The organism is Bacteroides timonensis (assembly GCF_000513195.1).
GTDB classification, from domain to species: Bacteria; Bacteroidota; Bacteroidia; order Bacteroidales; family Bacteroidaceae; genus Bacteroides; species Bacteroides timonensis.
Genome location: NZ_CBVI010000032.1, coordinates 18471 through 35702 on the forward strand (window position 1 = coordinate 18471; position 17232 = coordinate 35702).

The 17232-nt window shown below is 44.3% G+C and carries 8 protein-coding genes and 1 other RNA gene; 4 read left to right on the forward strand and 5 right to left on the reverse strand.

Going from position 1 to position 17232, the window contains the following annotated elements; translation table 11 throughout:
- Nucleotides 1-200: 200 nt before the first annotated feature.
- Both BN161_RS08095 and BN161_RS08100 read right to left on the reverse strand, forming a co-directional pair.
- The gene (locus BN161_RS08095; protein WP_081743660.1) at nucleotides 201-1316 is read right to left on the reverse strand and encodes a lactonase family protein; all 1116 of its coding nucleotides are present in this window, start codon (nucleotides 1314-1316) and stop codon (nucleotides 201-203) included.
- 17 nt (nucleotides 1317-1333) lie between these two features.
- Nucleotides 1334-4162 carry a glycoside hydrolase family 3 N-terminal domain-containing protein gene (locus BN161_RS08100; protein WP_044264789.1) on the reverse strand — a complete coding sequence of 943 codons (2829 nt, stop codon included), beginning with the start codon at nucleotides 4160-4162 and terminating at the stop codon, nucleotides 1334-1336.
- A gap of 189 nt (nucleotides 4163-4351) precedes the next feature.
- Here BN161_RS08100 and BN161_RS08105 point away from each other — a divergent pair, with 189 nt between their 5' ends.
- The 3 genes from BN161_RS08105 (at nucleotide 4352) to ssrA (ending at nucleotide 5499) form a co-directional block, all read left to right on the forward strand.
- Complete coding sequence (locus tag BN161_RS08105; RefSeq protein ID WP_044264791.1) at nucleotides 4352-4714, forward strand: type II toxin-antitoxin system RelE/ParE family toxin; 363 nt, start codon at nucleotides 4352-4354, stop codon at nucleotides 4712-4714.
- Entirely contained in the window at nucleotides 4702-5016 is a 315-nt protein-coding gene (locus BN161_RS08110; protein ID WP_044264768.1) for a helix-turn-helix domain-containing protein, read from the forward strand. Before BN161_RS08105 ends, BN161_RS08110 begins: the two co-directional genes overlap by 13 nt.
- Nucleotides 5017-5102: 86 nt before the next feature.
- Nucleotides 5103-5499: a transfer-messenger RNA gene (gene ssrA, locus BN161_RS28520) on the forward strand.
- A gap of 118 nt (nucleotides 5500-5617) precedes the next feature.
- On the opposite strand, the gene BN161_RS08120 is transcribed toward ssrA, so the two are convergent.
- The 3 genes from BN161_RS08120 to BN161_RS08130 all read right to left on the reverse strand — a co-directional run bounded on the left by BN161_RS08120 (nucleotide 5618) and on the right by BN161_RS08130 (nucleotide 14759).
- On the reverse strand, nucleotides 5618-8641 hold the full coding sequence (locus BN161_RS08120; protein WP_044264775.1) for a glycoside hydrolase family 2 protein: 3024 nt from the start codon (nucleotides 8639-8641) through the stop codon (nucleotides 5618-5620).
- Between the two features lie 185 nt (nucleotides 8642-8826).
- Nucleotides 8827-10338 carry a pectinesterase family protein gene (locus BN161_RS08125; RefSeq protein ID WP_044264792.1) on the reverse strand — a complete coding sequence of 504 codons (1512 nt, stop codon included), beginning with the start codon at nucleotides 10336-10338 and terminating at the stop codon, nucleotides 8827-8829.
- Nucleotides 10339-10454: 116 nt separating this feature from the next.
- A complete protein-coding gene (locus BN161_RS08130) occupies nucleotides 10455-14759 on the reverse strand; it encodes a hybrid sensor histidine kinase/response regulator transcription factor (protein WP_044264777.1) in 4305 nt (1434 codons plus the stop codon).
- Nucleotides 14760-15045: 286 nt separating this feature from the next.
- Here BN161_RS08130 and pelA point away from each other — a divergent pair, with 286 nt between their 5' ends.
- Nucleotides 15046-17091: a pectate lyase gene (gene pelA / locus BN161_RS08135; RefSeq protein WP_244436442.1), complete on the forward strand. Its 2046-nt coding sequence runs from the start codon at nucleotides 15046-15048 to the stop codon at nucleotides 17089-17091.
- Nucleotides 17092-17232: the final 141 nt, after the last annotated feature.

Genomic DNA, 17232 nt, shown 5'->3' on the forward strand with positions numbered 1-17232 from the left:
CATAAGATGGTTTGTTTTGCCTCAATAGATGATGTAATTTGCCTTAAAGAAGTATGTTTTTGGTCTGAAAAGGTATCGGATATAAAAAAACAGGGAGAAGCAAATGCTTTTCCCTGTTACTATCTGTGACCCCGAATCTAAATCAGGATTACGATGACAAATATACGAAATTAAAAACCGGAAGTCAAGCTTTTACCCGGTTATTTTACGAATTGGATGCAAACAGGTTTATCAATACTGATGTCTTGATGCGTATCTGATAACAGACCTGTTACGGGATCTCGTTGGAATACCTGAATGACATGACTGTCGCGGCAGGCGGCCAACAGATATTTCCCGTTCGGGGTGATAATAAAGTTACGCGGATGAATCCCCGTCAACTGATAGCTTACCTTTGCCAACATACCGGTTTCCGGATTTACTTCGAAGATGGCAAGACCGTCACCTTTCAGGCGATTGCTGGCATACAGGTATTTCCCGTCGGGACTGAGATGTATATCGGCACTGCCACGCGCACGAAGTGTGTCGGCTGCAATGGTCTGTATCTTTTCCAGTTTGCCATCCAAGTAGCTGAAAGCGGTGATATTACCGGATAATTCGCTGATAAGATACGCGTACTTGCCGTTCGGGCTGAAGGTGAGATGACGTGGACCGGAGTTAGGATCTACGTCAATGGCTTCGGCAGAAGGATGGGGGATAATGCTCTTCGGATGTATGACAAAGCGCAGGATACGGTCGGCACTGAAGTCAGTGGCAAAGATATATTTTCCATCCGGGGAGAAGACAGTGCAATGCACGTGGGGTGTTGCCTGTCTTTCAGTGTCCGGTCCACCGGTACTGCCTTCAAAAAGCGTATCGACAGGCTCTAATGAGCCGTTCTTTTTCAGCGGGAAGATAGACATGCTACCTCCGCTATAGTTGGCTGTGAGTACTTCTTTTCCATTGGTGGCAACGTAGCAGGGATCGGCTCCCATAGTGGGCTGGCGGTTCAACAAACTGAGTTTCCCTGTTTCTTTATCGAAGGAGAAAGCATTGAGAGCAGCTGTTGTGTCATTCATTTCGCTGACGGCATAGACAAACTTTCCATCTTCCGAAGGGATGAGATAAGACGGGTTGAGCACTTCGATGGAACTGAGTGAGGTGGCAAGTCCCGTTTCCTGGTTGAAGCGGAAGGTGTAAATACCTTTGCTGTTTCCATCGGTGTACGTACCTACCAGCATGGCGAGTTCGTCACTTCCGTTGTTTACGTTTCCCGCTTTGCGGGGTGCGCAGGCTGTCATTGCTAATCCAAGCATACAGAAAAGAAGAGATTTCATTAGTGATTAGTATTTAGTTAATCGTTAATTTTCACTTCCGCCACTCCTACACGGTCATCATTCAGCACAATGCGCAAGTCGCTGGCAGTAGTTCCTTTGAACGTATATGAAATCAACTTTCCGTATTCGCTGACTGTACCCGAATAAACTGTCAGGAATTGTCCGCCGCCACTTGAAAGCTGGATTTCAAACTCCGCCGGCAGACCGTTGCCTCTGCTGAATGCAATGGAAAGGCCATCTACCTTGGAGCCGTTCTCCAAGGCAAAGGTAATATAATCTCCTTTATTTCCTTCCCAAACAGTATTCATTTTTTTATCGAGCACGTTCATTACATTTTCCGGATTGGTGCTCGCAGTTACGGGAGCATCCGTTTTTGCCTGTGCTTGCATGGGGGCGTTTGGATCTTCTACTGTCAATTTTCCACTCAGGCGGATGTCTTCGGAAGAAGCACCTACCATAATGCTGAAGTCTCCCGGTTCCACCACCCATTCCATGTGCTTATCCAGTAATTCCAGCTGTTTGCGGTCGAGGGTGAAAACTACCTCTTTCGTTTCTCCCGGTTGCAGGTGGATACGCTCAAAGCCTGCCAGATTCTTTTCGTAAGTGGTAACGCTGCTCAGGATGTCGCGAACATACAGTTGAACCACTTCATCGCCTGCACGTTTTCCGGTATTTGTTACTTTGCAGCGTACAGTTGCCTTTTGGTTCGGTGTAATCACTTTCGGACTGATTTCGATGTCGGAATACTCAAAGGTGGTGTAACTCAGACCGTATCCGAATGAATAGAGTGCACCGTTGACACGTGACATGTTTCCATCCAGCCCCGGATTCTTTCCACCGTCAATCTGTGAAGAAGGTTTACAGGGGAAGTTGAACGGAATCTGTCCGACACTTTTCGGGAAAGTGACTGTCAGTTTTCCGCCCGGGTTATAATCTCCGAAGAGCACGTCGGCTACTGCTGTTCCACCTTTGGACCCCGGATACCATGCTTCTAAAATAGCGGGAACGAACTTGTCTGCCCAATTGATGGATAGCGGGCGACCGTTAATCAGCACCAGTACGATGGGCTTTCCGGTTGCTTGTACAGCTTGAAGCAGTTTCAGTTGTCGTCCTGGAAGATCGAGGCTGCTGCGCGATTTGTTTTCACCGCAGGTACGCTGTCCACCTCCTAATACGACTACGGCTACATCTGCCTGACGTGCATTTTCTACTGCTTTATCGATTTCAGCTTGTTCGCTATCTGTCATCGGATAGTCGATAAGTTCACTTTCCGGCCAGTTGGCGTCTACAAGGTCACAGCCTTTGGTATAGAGCACTTCTGCTTTGCCTTCAGTTTTTTGGCGAATGCCTTCCAGCACTGTGGTTACTTCTACTGCCAAAGGACCGTAGTGTGTCAGTGCGTATCCCTCTTCGTCCGCATTGGGGCCGCAAACTGCTATCTTCTTCACGTTGTTGATATCCAATGGCAACACGTTGTTTTCATTCTTCAATAAGACGAGGCTTTCGCGTGAGGCTTGCAATGCAAGAGATTCATTTTCAGCTTTCTCTACTTCTTTATCGGCTCCTGCAAGGTCAGTCTGATAGGGAGCATCGAACAGCCCTACGAGGAATTTTACACGCAGAATGTCACGTACACGGTCGTTAATCACTTCTTCGCTTAGTCCGCCCTCTTTTACCAATTCGCGCAAAGGCAATACATATGAATCCGGTGACCGGAAGGTGCAACGTACATTCAGACCGGCTTCTACACTTTGACGCACGGCTTCTTTCATATCTTTGGCGGTGCTGTGTTTGGTATAGAGATATTCAACGGCATCACTGTCCGAAACCACATATCCCCGGAATCTCATCTCGCCACGCAGGCGTGTAGTCAGCCAATAATAACTGCCTTGTATGGGGACACCGTCGTAATCATTGTACGAACTCATCACTCCCAATAGTCCCGCTTCCTTTATCACCCGTTTGAAGGGGTAGACGTGTATCATTTCCACTTCGCGTGGTGACATTTGCGGGTCTACACGTGCCATACCTTCGCGGGCGCCCTTGTTGTTACTGTAAGCAACGAAATGTTTTCCGGTTGCTGCTACCTGATGGTTATGTTGCATGCCGCGTACCATTTCAATACCCAGTTCGGCAACGAGGTAAGGAGATTCCCCATATACCTCTTCATAGCGTCCCCAGCGCTGGTCACGACCGACATCGAGGATGGGAGCATACACATTGGTATATCCCAGCATACGGGCTTCACGTCCGGTGATTAATCCTACCTGGCGTATCAGTTCGCGGTTCCAGGTATGTCCCAATCCCAGTTGTGTGGGGAAATTGGTTGCACGGTAACTTTCTACTCCGCGGATACCTTCGTTCGTAAAATCTACGGGGATGCCGAGACGCGTTTCTTCTATGAAGAAGCGTTGTACTTCATTCAGTGCCCAGGCATGGCGGGATGCCGGCCATACATAGGGATTATCCGATGGGGGAAGTCCCCATTGTTGGAAACCGTTCAGGTGTTCGTCGATGGCACCGATACCGTCTTTCCAAAGCATTTGTTTCCATTCGGGGGTGGGGAGGTCGTCCTTTAGTACACGTTTGTAACCGTAGAGGGTTACCATCTGGCTTGTTTTTTCTTCCAATGTCATCTGGCTGAGCAGATCTTCGATACGTGCATCCAGCGAGGCATTCGGATCTTCGTATACATCCTTCACTCCGTTTTTGTTGAAATCAATCCAGCCTTTCTTGTACATCTCGCTTTTGACGGGTTTGTACACAGCGGGTATCTTCACGGTCTTTTGTGCGCAGAGCAGAGTACCGCCTCCGAGCAGTAGTGTCAGTGCAATAAGTTTCTTCATGATATTTATATTTTCGTGTATATTATCTTCTGTTGCCAAAGGTACGGGTTTTTGTCTAAGGAGAGAGGATAATATCGTTCATTACAATAGTCCTTATTGTCCGGATGACTTGTTTTATTCTAAAAAAGGCTTGTGAAGTTTCTATTTATAGAAACATTTGCTACCTTTGCAGTGTTCAATCATAAACACATGGAGGCAAAAGAAAGATTTAAAGTTGTTTACTCGGCTGGTGCTACAGAATTTCTGCAAAAGGTAGGAGTAAAGACACGTGAAAAAATAGTTTATAATATTGATAAGGCTATCTATACATTGGATCCTGAACTTTTTAAGAAGTTAACAGGTGATATCTGGGAGTTTAGAACTTTATATAGTGGTAAACAATACCGCCTATTGGCATTTTGGGATAAAACATGTGATGTGGATACTTTAGTTATTGCTACACATGGTTTTATTAAGAAAACTCAGAAAACACCATCAAAGGAAATAGGTAAGGCGATTGAGATAATGAAAGCATATTTTGAACAAAAAAAATTAAAGAGATGGAAGAGATGAAATTTTATACTCATGAAGAAGTGAAAGATTTATTGATAGGAGAAGTCGGTACTCCGGAACGTGACAGGTATGAGGAACAGCTAGATCTATTCCTCATCGGAGAAGCCATTAAGCAAGCGAGACAAGCCAAAAACTTAACTCAAGAAGACTTAGGTAAGCTTGTTGGCGTACAGAAAGCCCAAATATCAAGGATTGAAAATGGTAAGAACTTAACCTTTGCTACAGTAATAAAGCTTTTTAAGGCAATGGGATTGAGTGCCAGATTAGAAGTAGATAGCTTGGGAAAGATAGCTTTGTGTTAAGGTTTTAATATTTGCAAAGAAAAAGCATTCGATAACAAAAGAATTCTTATCTTTGCCCCACGATTTCTAAAAACCATATTTATTCTGGGGTTGACTGGATTTGACAGCGGGTAGAAATAGTAAGTAAGCATGCAGTGCGTCGTTGATTTGCACTTTAATCTCAGTCCTCAAAATTTTATCTGGCGAAAGACAATACGCTCTTGCTGCTTAATCGAATCACAGTAGATTAGCTTAATCCCGGTACTAGGTGCTGGGACGAGACATCACTCGGAAGCTGTTGCTCCGAAGCATTCCGATCCAGTGGTGCAGTTACATCGGGGATAGTTCTTGTCGGCCTTGAGGCGAGAATGAAACTTTAAAGGATAAGGCAATGGTTGATGGCTTTGGTTCTGCCGTTGCTCGAAAAATTAGGCAAAGATAAGCATGTAGAAAGCTTATGATTTCCTCGTTTGGACGAGGGTTCGATTCCCTCCAGCTCCACCAAAAGAAAGAAAGTTCTGATTATTTCAGAGCTTTCTTTCTTTTTATTCAGCTTCTTGTCTTCTGAACATGATTCATCCGGGCTTACCCGTAAAATCATGCAGTTTTACTCTTTCCTTTCTTATCTATAAACTTCCTTCAATAGATTCAGCAGCAACTGTTGTCCTACCACATTAGCCCGGTTTTCACTTTTCGTATTGAATGTATTCATAGATTCATTCATACCATCCAAATCGACAGGTGCGGTATACTCCTTGATTCCTTTGATACAGGCAGGGATATCCAGCGTAGTGATAATTACTTTTCCACTTCCTGCCGGTATCACCTGTAAGGCTGAATATACCTCTTTCTTATGGTCGGAAACACAGCCTACAAGTGTCTCACCATTGAAACACCGCAAACCGATACGACGCCGGTTGTACGTGGCAAAGCATTGATATTCCCAGTTGAAAGCACTATTTGCCGGCAGATTCATAAAGATAGGATGCTCCCGGTTGAAGAAATTACCTCCATACCATGATTTACCAAGAATCTTCGAACCACGATAGTCTAGTACCTCTTTATCTGCAAGGAATTCTGCCCAACGTTCCGGATTGTCTACAATAATCAGAGTATGTCCTTTATATACCCATTCCATGATGTCGCTCATGCCACTGCCCCATTGCGTAGGTTCATAAGCGCCGACCAGCAGATAATCTCCTTCAGGGGTGCCACCTTTGTAAACCGGAACCTCCATGCCGACACCACGTAAGAAGTTTACCAGAGCTCCCGTCGTATCGGCTACACTGCCCCGTGTTGTGATGCCTTTCGTATTCAGTTCAACCGCAAACAACAGATCATCTCCCTTTACCAATTCTGTTTTACCTTTCAGTAAGGAAGCCTCTATACGGGTGTAACCTTTACTCTTCGGTATAAATGCCCAACCGCTTTGCAGGCATTGACCGTAGTCATTTCCACCTTTCACTGTCACCCGTTCCTGATGACTGGCCACTACGTTTCCACTTTCATCTTTGGCTACCAGATTCAGTAGATAAGAACCTTTCAGATTCTTTTCGTTCACAATGTAAGTGTCCACCGACGTTGTATCTCCTGTACTCACTACCTTGCGGTTCATTTTGACAGCCAGATAAAGAGGAGCATTGTAGCGGGCCATGACTTCCGGATCTCCTTTCGGGAAACGGTAATTGTCGACGATGCCCGAATGATTCTCAAGTTTCATACTTTCCCAACCATTTACGGCATACGCATCTACTGTATTACTGATCCGGATATTCTCTATGATCCTTCCCTGATAATAGAAAGAAACATTTCCCATAGAACGCGTCAGGTCATCCACCGTGGGGAAAGCTTTGTCGAACCCTTTCTCTTTCAGAAAACGGTCGTAGGCGTCATACCATTGCAGATAATCGTCCGCTTCCCAACTATTCATCTTGCCGCTTTTCAGGATATCTTCGCGGATGAGTTGCAGGCGTGGAGGAGTACCGATTGCCCCGTCTTCACCCCAGTATACAATTTCTTTCTTATGATCGGAGAAACGGTGATAGTTATCTTTACCCAGATATAAGTTGTCATGATAACATCCGGGACCGCCTGCATGATGCCGGTCATACCATCCATAGTCGTAGAAGGTAGTGTCATAGGGCATCAGATGCAGTTTGAAACGCGTGTTGTGTTCCTCTGCCGGATTTTCTCCGTTGCTTGAATTATAAGTCAGGATGCGGGTAGGGTCCAAAGCATGTGCCATGCGCATCTGGTCATAATCTTGAGTCTGGGGATAAGCGCCACGTTCATTATGCAGATTGTAGATGATGAGTGACGGATGGTTACGGTCCCGCTTTACCATGCGTGCCAGTTTCTCGTTGCGGTAGGCAAAATAGAAATTACTTTGCTTGTCGTTGTCATTGAAGTTTTTGATGGGGTACTGATTACCTCCGGGTTCTTCAAAATAGAGCAATCCCAATTCATCAGCATAGTCCAGAATGTTGGTTTGCCCGATATTCCGGTGAAAGTTCAGCATGTTTAATCCCAGTTCTTTGGCAATCGTTATTTGCCGTTTGGCCAGTTCATCGGAAGGAGTGATACCATTATAAGGCCAGAATCCCCATGAGATAGCTGTCCGTAATACGATTCGTTTGCCGTTCAGGAAGAACTGCCGGTCTCCTTTTATATCTTTTATTTCGAACCAACGGAAACCGAAACGCTCAGTTACGGCATCGTCGTTCAGAGAAATCTTCAGGTCATAGAGACGGGGCGAGTCTACACTCCATAAGTGCGCATTGGGCACTTTGATTTGATAAGTTTGCAGGTTCTCACCTTCTTTCAGCGATTCCAGGCGGATATTCTTGCGGTATACGGTCTGTCCGTTGGGATGTTCCTTGATTTCCAGGCATAATTCCTTGTTTGTGACAGAAGCTCCGGTTTCATTGGCTGCCCTGACTTCTACTTCAATGGTATGCGGTTCCGGTTGGTTTTTGATGAATATATCTTTCACATAAAGCTTTCCGGTAGCTTCCAGTTCCACTTTTCCCGTAATACCACCGAAGCCGTGTGAGGGATTGGTGCGATATACTCCCCAGGTATAAACCTGTGAATCTTTCCAATTGAAGTTTCCGTTAGGATCTGTAATCCGGAAAGTGATTACATTCTTCTTGCCCGGTTCTATAAAAGGAGTGATGTCGATGGAGAAAGGAGTACTGTTCACTAAATCATATCCTGCCAGTTGATGGTTGACAAATATTTCAGCACGGAACCTCACGGAGCCGATATTCATTGCAATCCGCCTGTCTTTCCATTCGGCAGGAATGTTTACTTCTGTTTCAAACCAGGAAACTCCCGTATAGTTTCCTGTCACTCCAAATGTCTGTCCGTTCCATCCCCACAGGTGCTCTTCTACTGTGGCAGGCAGATTGATACCTGTTTTATCGGGATGTTTCAGTAATTGCCAGCCCCCTGTCGGAGTGTTTACAGGCACTGCTTTGATATCTACCGGCGGAAGATATAACTCATCATTCTGCCAGGCAGCTGCACGGTCTAAGGTGATGTTCCACGGTTGGGAGGACAAGTCGAGGTTTACTCTTTCCTGAGAGGAGCCGATGAAGATGTTCAGGGCTGCTCCCGCGATGAATAGCAGGGATTTTCGGTTCATATTATATAATAGGTATAAGTGATTCGTCTTTTTGAGAAGGCTTCTGCCTTACTATCGCGCGATGCGCTCGCTTACTACCGAGCGGTACGCTCTCTTACTACCGAGCAGTACGTTCTCTTGCTACCGAGCGGTACGCTCTCTCACTACCGAGCGGTACGCTCTCTTGCTACCGAGCGGTACGCTCGCTATTTCAAATAACTGAAAGGTTTCCATCCTTTCAATACAAACTCCGGATTCGTATAATCCGCAATGAGTGCTTTGTCTTTTTGCGCATCCAGTTGGCGTGAATAGGCATGGCGTTGTGATACATCCACCGGTTTGCCTGTTTCCATATCGCAAGTGTTGAACTCATACATCCGGGAACTTTTCTCACCGATAGTACTCCATCCTTGTGGGATAATGTTTTTCACCTTACAGTTGATCACCACAAACTCTGCGTCCGGGTAAGCGGTTCCGTGATTGCTTTTTGTACGTCCGTAGTCGGCTCTCTTTCCGTCGGGGGCGGCAAAGGTACATTCTACAAAGATATTACCATGATTTCCCGCTGTGTTTCTTACCCAGGAGAATGGGCCTCCGTCGTTGCGGAAGTTACTGCGGTAGGCGAACAGGCTGCCACGTCCCAGGATGGTGTCACCACCTCCGTCCAGTTCACACGACTCCATATAGATTGTTCCGTTTGCTTGCAATGCATCTCCGGAACCGATGATGTGTACACTGTAAAGGGCAATACGTTCACCGTTCAGTAGCAAACCTTCAGCTTGTCCATGCAGGTCGGTAGCTATGGTCAGGCCTTCCAGCTGGATGTCGCTGCAATTATCCAGCATGAAAGCGGCTCTTCTGGACGGGAATGTGCCCGGCCATTCGTTGGTTTTCACTGTCAGGGGATGAGGATTGAAAACTTCGTTGTTAGCATAGTGTACCCGGGTCCGGTCCATTCCTGCACCTTTAATCTTTACATTTGTTTTGTTCCGGGCATATACCAGTTCTTCGTAGTCGCCGGTTTGTATCAGAATTACGGTTTGTTTCTGACTGAAATCGGGAATAAAGTCGAGTGCTCCCTGCACGGTGTTGAAATCACCTTGTCCGGTTGCATCTACAATCAGTGTGTCTGTAGAAGCGGGAGCGGAGTCTTTGGTTTTGAAGCTCCAGTTATGCTCTTTGCTGATACCGTGGAAACTATTGCCGGGTAAAGTCAGAACACCTTCGTCTATGGTGACATAATAACTATGGTTGTAGTCGAGCATATTGTTGTGCAGATAGATGGTTGCCGTCGAATCGCGCACGATGATGGGATGGAAATGAAACGCATCTGTAAATCCACCGATGATGTTCAGCTGGTAATCGGGTGGGGTAGGTTCTGCCGTACCTGAGGGGGTGCCGGGGCGAGTATCCCTGTTAGTAGGCATGTGGGTACGTGTATAGTCGTAAGGTATTTTGGTGTAATCACATTCCGGTCCATACGTGCGGCTTTCGGTAGGTCCCGGAGGAATACTCAGATCCAGGCTGTCCACTATCTGGTGTGACATCGCATCATAAATGCGTATCATTCCGGAGTCACCTACTATGGGGCTATCCGTGAAAGTTAGTACCAGATGGGTATCCGGATTTACATTTTTTGCACCGGCAGCCGGAAACAGTTCGGCGTTTGGTGATTCAGGTTGGTTGCAGGCCGACAGAAAAGGCAATACAGCCAGCATAACAAACAAAGGTTTCATCATTGTCATCTCCTAATTTAGTAGTTCTTTGGGAAATTATATAGAGTGCAAATATAGGCCATCCTCCCAATTTCGTTTTATAATATCTGTGCGATTCATTACAATTTCAGTTCATCAGGATGTTTTTTCAGTTTATATTCTTTGGGAGTACAATTCATGGTCTCTTTAAACACTTTGCTGAAATACTGGGGAGTTGCGAATCCACTCATATATCCCACTTCAGAAACAGTATATTGATCTTGTTCCAATAACTGAACGGCCCGTTTTATGCGCATACTTTTCATGAAGTCTACAGGCGAAACTCCCATCAGGGATTTCATTTTCCGATAGAATACTGTACGGCTCATTCCCATAGCCTCAGCCAGGTCGTCTATCTTAAAGTCAGGATTATGAATGTTTTCTTCTACACTCTGAAGTATATTCCGGATAAAGTCATCATCAAAATGAGTCACCTGGGGAGTGGCAGATTCTATCTGGTCTGTTATATTCGTTATCGTTTCTCTCTTTATTTTAGAGGTGTAATAATCATATAGCATTTGCCGCTGTTTGAACAGGGAGTCTACTTTCGCTTTCAGATAGGTGGAACTGAAAGGTTTGGTAATATATTCGTCCGCACCATACTCCAATCCCTGAATCTGATCGCTCAATGAAGACTTGGCTGATAATAGAATAACGGGGATATGACAGATATTGCTGTTTGCTTTTACTCTTTTCAGGAACTCTATTCCATCCATTTCGGGCATCATAATATCACTGATGACGATATCCGGCATTTCAGCCAGGGCTTTATCTAATCCTTGCTTTCCATTTTCCGCTTCAAAAACCACATAATCTTTGCTTAGCACATTGCATATAAAATGACGTAGTTCTTCATTATCTTCAATAATCAGAATCCGGGTTTCTTTATTTTCATCTTCTATGAGCTTCCCTTCATTCTCTCTCTGCAATTCAGAATTCTCACTGTCATTCAGGATGAATTCTACATTGCTGTCTGCACTGAAGGTCTCATAGCTTCCTGGTAACCTGACCGAAAAGGTACTGCCTTCGCCTAATTTACTATCTACTTTTATGGTGCCATGCAGCAAGTTCAGCAATTCTTTTACCAGAGACAGACCGATGCCTGTCGAGAGGTTCGGATCAGCCTCGTCTAAAGTTTCAAAACGAGTGAACAGTTGATTGATCTTTTGGGCATTAATTCCACGTCCTTCATCTTTTACCTGTAAGTACAGATAATCCCTTTCGCCGGTTACGGATAAGATTATCCTTTTCTCGTTGGATGTATATTTGAATGCATTGGATAACAGATTAAAGAGAATCTTCTCCAGTTTATCCACATCTGTGTACATCACAAAAGAGTTGAAGTTGCAGTGCAACTGGAATTCTATATGTCGTTTGTGAGCCATGGAAGTGAAATTCTCATAGATTTTCATTATCAAAGGAATCACATCCAACTGTTCTACCATCACTTTCATTTTATCATTCTGTATCTTACGAAAATCCAGTATCTGATTGATTAGCCGTAGCATTCTGTCTGTATTTCTTTTGGCAACCTGCATATTCTCCAGGCCTGCGTCAGATAGTTTCTCATTACTGATGACTTCATCTATCGGACTGGCTATCAGTGTAAGTGGAGTGCGAAGCTCATGAGAAATATCAGTGAAAAAGCGTAGCTTCAGATTGGAAAGCTGTTGCTCGAAATCTACTCTGCGCTGCAAATTAGTGATGCGGATTACGATATATATTACGATGAGCAATGCAGCAATACCTATGACAATATAGAGCAATATCGCCCAGATTGTTTCGAAAAAGGTCGGTTCGATATGTATAGGTAAAGAAGTTGCGTTATCTACCCATACCCCATCTCCGTTAGTCGATTTTACCTGAAACAGATAATCGCCTGCCGGTATATTTGCCAGACTGGCTGAATGACTGTTTCCCAATTCAATCCACTGGTCATTCAATCCCTGAATGCGGTATGCATATTTTATGGCCGGAGAGTTTACGTAATCCAGAGCGGCGAATGTAATGGTGAAGTTTCGTTCGTCTGCCTTTAAGGATTGTATTTCTGTACTATTGAACACTTCTTGCCGGCGGGATGTATTATTTAGATAAATATCCAAATGCGAGAATACGATGGGAGGTACAAAATCACTCTTATACAAGTCTTTGGGAGTAACACATAATGCTCCGAATTCCGAACCGAATATTAACTTCCCGGAAGAACACAAAACGGGCTTTGTCTCAGCCATTTGTATCTGATCGTTGTACTCTTCCAACAGATTCATATCGGCATCCAATTTTGATAATTTATTCTCTGAAGCAATCCATAGATTGCCTTCGGAGTCTTCGATTGCTGAAAGGGATAAATCGGGTACTTGCCCATTCGTCGCGTTATAATGTTTGAAAGTCAGCTTTTCGGATAGTCTGCTACTGTCATCCAACAGATTAATTCCTCCGCTCAGTGTTATGACCAATAATTTGCCATTATGGGTTTGGGTAATATTCAGTACGTCATTGTTGCTCAAACTGGAATAACGTTCCTCACAAACGTTATGGTAAAAACGGATGGCTTCCGGTCTTGCAAAATCAGAAGAGCAAGAGAGTAGTCCTCCTGTGGTTCCAATCAGGATAACTCCATTATCTGCCTCGTACAGGCAACGTACTTTCTCACATACATGAATCGGGTAGTTATTGAGAATATTTCCGGAGTGAATGAAACGCAGACCGGCACTTTCCGGTAAATGCTCTATCAGGTTGAGGCCTCCTCCAAAAGTTCCTATCCATATACGTCCTGCTGAGTCTTGCAAAATGGAGTAGATGGAATTGGAGGATATACTATATGGATTGTTTTTATCCGATAGATGATGGGTAATCCGGTAACTGTTGTCTCTTTCGGGATGCAATAGATAAAGCCCGTTGTCTTTGGTTCCCAACCAGATGTTATGTTCTTTATCTTCGTAGATGCAATATACATCTATATTGAAGGTAACGGTAGGATCAGGTACTATTTTGCCTTCCCTTGAAAGATTTCCAATCCATTGTCCCGACGGATCGTAGAGACATATGTTGCTCGATTGCTTTTTGTGATTGCGTTTCCATCCCACCCACAAGCGCTTCTGATGATCTTCCATCAAAGCACGTGCTTCTTTATGGCTATCGAATCTATATTCGAATTTCTTCCGGTGAAATGATAGGTATCCAAAACCATCTCCTTTGGTATACCACAGATTCTGATGACGGTCGATAATATAACTGAAGGCCTGGAATGAAACAGGCTTCCGCATTCCCATTTCATAAGTAGATGCTTGCTCTAAGCAACGGTTTACCGGATTGTAAAAGCATAACTCACCTCCTGCAGGTTTGAGCCAGATACAACCATATTCGTCTTCATGCACAAAAGTACAAGGTTTATAGAAAGGGACTTCCGAGTATCTGGGATAATTCAATAAAGCGACGTTTTCATTCTCCTTATCTAATAGGATTACTCCATCGTTGGCACCCAGTAGCCATAGATTTCCTTTTTTGTCTTCAAATACGTCTGAATCTATTTCTATGGGCATTTCATGGACTGTGAATTTTTCATTTGCCGGATCGTAAAGTATAATGCTCCTATTCTGTAGAATTACAATTTTATTATCCGCCAAACTTTTTAATCCTGTGATCTCTGATATCGGTTGTTCGGGAACACATGGCAATACATCCTGGCTTTGAGTATCATACCGGGTGAAGAAGCCTTTGGAAGTGGCCAGGTAAATTCCACCGGGAACTTCCACCATAAATTCGAAAGGCATTAGATTAGATATGCTTTTCTGACCTACAATAAGAGCGCCTTTGTTAGTCAGAATCCACTCATCTCCATCCCTATCTTGGGTAATGCCATAGATGGTATCTCTTTCATTTCTTCCGGAATATAACTCGACGGACTCTGTCGCCGGAAACTTATTTTCATCTATGCGGTACAGCTCATTCTGCATACCGATGGCCCAGGTAATCCCTTTTCCCAATGTATACAATTTGTTGACTGAATTGGTGAGGCTTTTGTTAAAAAGGAAAGGGTCCTGGTATTCGTATGTCCGGGTATTGAATAAGTAACAGCGTTTATCATAAGTCAGACACCAGATGTTATTCAATGAACTCTTTTTAATTTTGGTAAAGCGATGATTGCTTATGCGGATAGGACTTTCCGGGTAGGTTTTATAATTATAGAATGAGTATCCGTCGAAACGTTCCAATCCGTTCCAGGTGGACATCCATATATAACCATTATCATCCTGGATAAAATTATGGACGTTTTTTTGAGACAATCCGTCTTGCACTGAATAGTGCTTCATATTGATCAGACTTTGTCCGAACAACATAGGGGTGAATAAATAGAGTAGTATGGTGATGACCGGCTTTAGCATAGTATCTGTATTTTTCTGTCATACAAATATCGGGAAAAGATATCAGATACCAATAAACTGATGATTTATTGCAATGATTAAACCTGAAATTATAAAAAGAATATCCTATGTTCAGAATTTATAAAGGAAAAGCTAAATATTATAATTCGATGTTTTATGAAATGCCTTCTTTTGCAAAGAATTATCCAACAAAATAAAAACAGGGATCATGAAACAGATTTTTATTTTCAGAAAGACGTATGCTGCCGTTATTCTGATAGGTTATCTGATGGTATTCTCTTCGGCAATGGCACAGCAAATGCCGCGACGCAATGCTTTACGCGAAACAAACAATGAATTTTTCAGGACTGAAGAAGCGCGTCGCATAGGCAATCAGGTGCTGGCGTTTCAGCGTTGTACCGGTGGTTGGCCGAAGAATATCGATATGACTCAAAAGATGAGTAATGAGGAATTAGCACAAGTCTTAAAGGAGAAGTCGCGCCGTAACGATTCGACAATTGATAATGACGCGACCACCATGCAGATGATTTATCTGGCTCGTTTATACAGGCAAACAAACGATGTGCGCTACCGTGACGCTTTCCGTCTGGCGGTGGAGTATCTTTTGAACGGTCAGTATGAGAATGGCGGATGGCCGCAATTCTGGCCGGAAATGCGCGGATATCAGGTACATATTACTTTTAATGATGATGCGATAGTTAATACACTGGAAATACTGCATGACATTATGGCTGCTGAATTTCCTTATGACGGTGACCTCACCGACAAGGCAATGCGTCAACGGCTGTCGAAAGCTTTTGATAAGGGAATTGAATGTATTCTGGCAACACAGATCGTAACTGATGGACAGCTTACGGTATGGTGTCAGCAACATGACCGGGAAACCTTGAAACCGGCTTCGGCACGTGCCTATGAGTTGCCCTCGTATTGCTCGTCAGAGAGTGCTGCCATCGTGCGCTTACTTATGACGTTGCCTAAACCCGATGCACGTATTAAGCGGGCTGTCCACGGAGCTATGAAATGGTTTGATACGTATAAACTCACCGGTTTGCGGTGTGAACGGTCGGCAGGAGAGCATGGTGTACGTGATACTCGCCTTGTGGAAGATCCGCAGGCCGGGCCGATATGGGCACGTTATTATGATTTGAAGTATTGCGAACCTTATGTTTGCGACCGTGATGGTTTGCCACGACGTCGATTGGAGGAAATCGGAGTGGAACGCCGCAATGGTTACAGCTGGTATAACAGTCGTCCGGGCGAGCTTTTCAATCTATATGATACCTGGGCTGCCAAATATGATCCGAAGCACAAAGTAAATGTTAGTCTGAATTCCAAAGGAGCTAATGAAAAGGGAATTATCGAAATGTATCGTCGTCCGGTGATGGATCGTACAGCTTTCGATGTGGTGGTGAAGCCGGGACAAAGTATTCAGGATGCCATTGAGAAAGCACCTGAGACACCTACAAATCCTTTCAAGATTCTTATATTAAAAGGTAACTATAATCAAAAGGTTATTATAGACCGTCCGAACATTGTATTGGTAGGTGAGAGCCGTGACAGTACAGTGATTGTTTTAGCCGAGACTGCTAAGACAAGGACCATCACTCAATATCATGGAAAATCTGTAGGCAATGGTGTGATTGTACTGCAAGAGGGGGCTGACGATTGTGTCATCAGCGGTCTGACAGTATATAACAATTATGGAACTACTGTTGAGAACACTACCACCCACCAGATGTCTATCTTTGGACGTGCTACACGTACCATTGTTATTAATTGCAATGTATGGGCTGATGGTAATGATGCACTTTCACTTTGGGCGCCGGAAGGCAATGGAATGTATTATCATGCCGATCTTTATCTGCGTTGTCCCGGAGTGGATTTTCTTTGCCCGCGCGGGTGGTGTTATGCTACTCGCTGCCGGTTTTATGGCGATGGCCGTGCACTGATCTGGCATGACGGTCGGGGTGATAAGAGTAAGAAACTGGTTATCACTAATTCGTCTTTTGATGCTCAATCACCAACTATTCTCGGACGTTGGCATCATGACTCGCAGTTCTTTATTATCAATTGTCAGATGTCGGAACAGATTCTGGACTGCAATATTGGTTATGCTTATTCGGACAAAGTGCTCGATCCTTGTCCGTGGGGACAGCGTGTTTATTACTATGGTTGTCGTCGTCAGGGAGGCCATAGCGGTTGGTTGGACAATAATCTGCAACAGGCAGAGAGTGCACCGGCATTTTATGGCATCACTGCCCAATGGACGTTTGACGGGAAGTGGGATCCGGAACGGAGAATTCGTGATCTTTGGAATGTTTTGGCTTATTGACGAATACAATAAATCTGTTGGATAGAGAAAGGCGTAGTCATAAGATTACGCCTTTCCTTTTGGTTGGAGAGGGGGATACTGATGCTTTGTCGTGCCTCTGTTTGCTCCATTTAGTTTCTGCCTTTTGGAACAAAAGAGCCT

Excerpts from the sequence above, each read along its gene's own strand:
- BN161_RS08095 (WP_081743660.1), bottom strand. The coding sequence starts at position 1,316 with ATGAAATCTCTTCTTTTCTGTATGCTTGGATTAGCAATGACAGCCTGC.
- BN161_RS08100 (WP_044264789.1), bottom strand. The coding sequence starts at position 4,162 with ATGAAGAAACTTATTGCACTGACACTACTGCTCGGAGGCGGTACTCTG.
- BN161_RS08105 (WP_044264791.1), top strand. The coding sequence starts at position 4,352 with ATGGAGGCAAAAGAAAGATTTAAAGTTGTTTACTCGGCTGGTGCTACA.
- BN161_RS08110 (WP_044264768.1), top strand. The coding sequence starts at position 4,702 with ATGGAAGAGATGAAATTTTATACTCATGAAGAAGTGAAAGATTTATTG.
- BN161_RS08120 (WP_044264775.1), bottom strand. The coding sequence starts at position 8,641 with ATGAACCGAAAATCCCTGCTATTCATCGCGGGAGCAGCCCTGAACATC.
- BN161_RS08125 (WP_044264792.1), bottom strand. The coding sequence starts at position 10,338 with ATGCTGGCTGTATTGCCTTTTCTGTCGGCCTGCAACCAACCTGAATCA.
- BN161_RS08130 (WP_044264777.1), bottom strand. The coding sequence starts at position 14,759 with ATGCTAAAGCCGGTCATCACCATACTACTCTATTTATTCACCCCTATG.
- pelA (WP_244436442.1), top strand. The coding sequence starts at position 15,046 with ATGGCACAGCAAATGCCGCGACGCAATGCTTTACGCGAAACAAACAAT.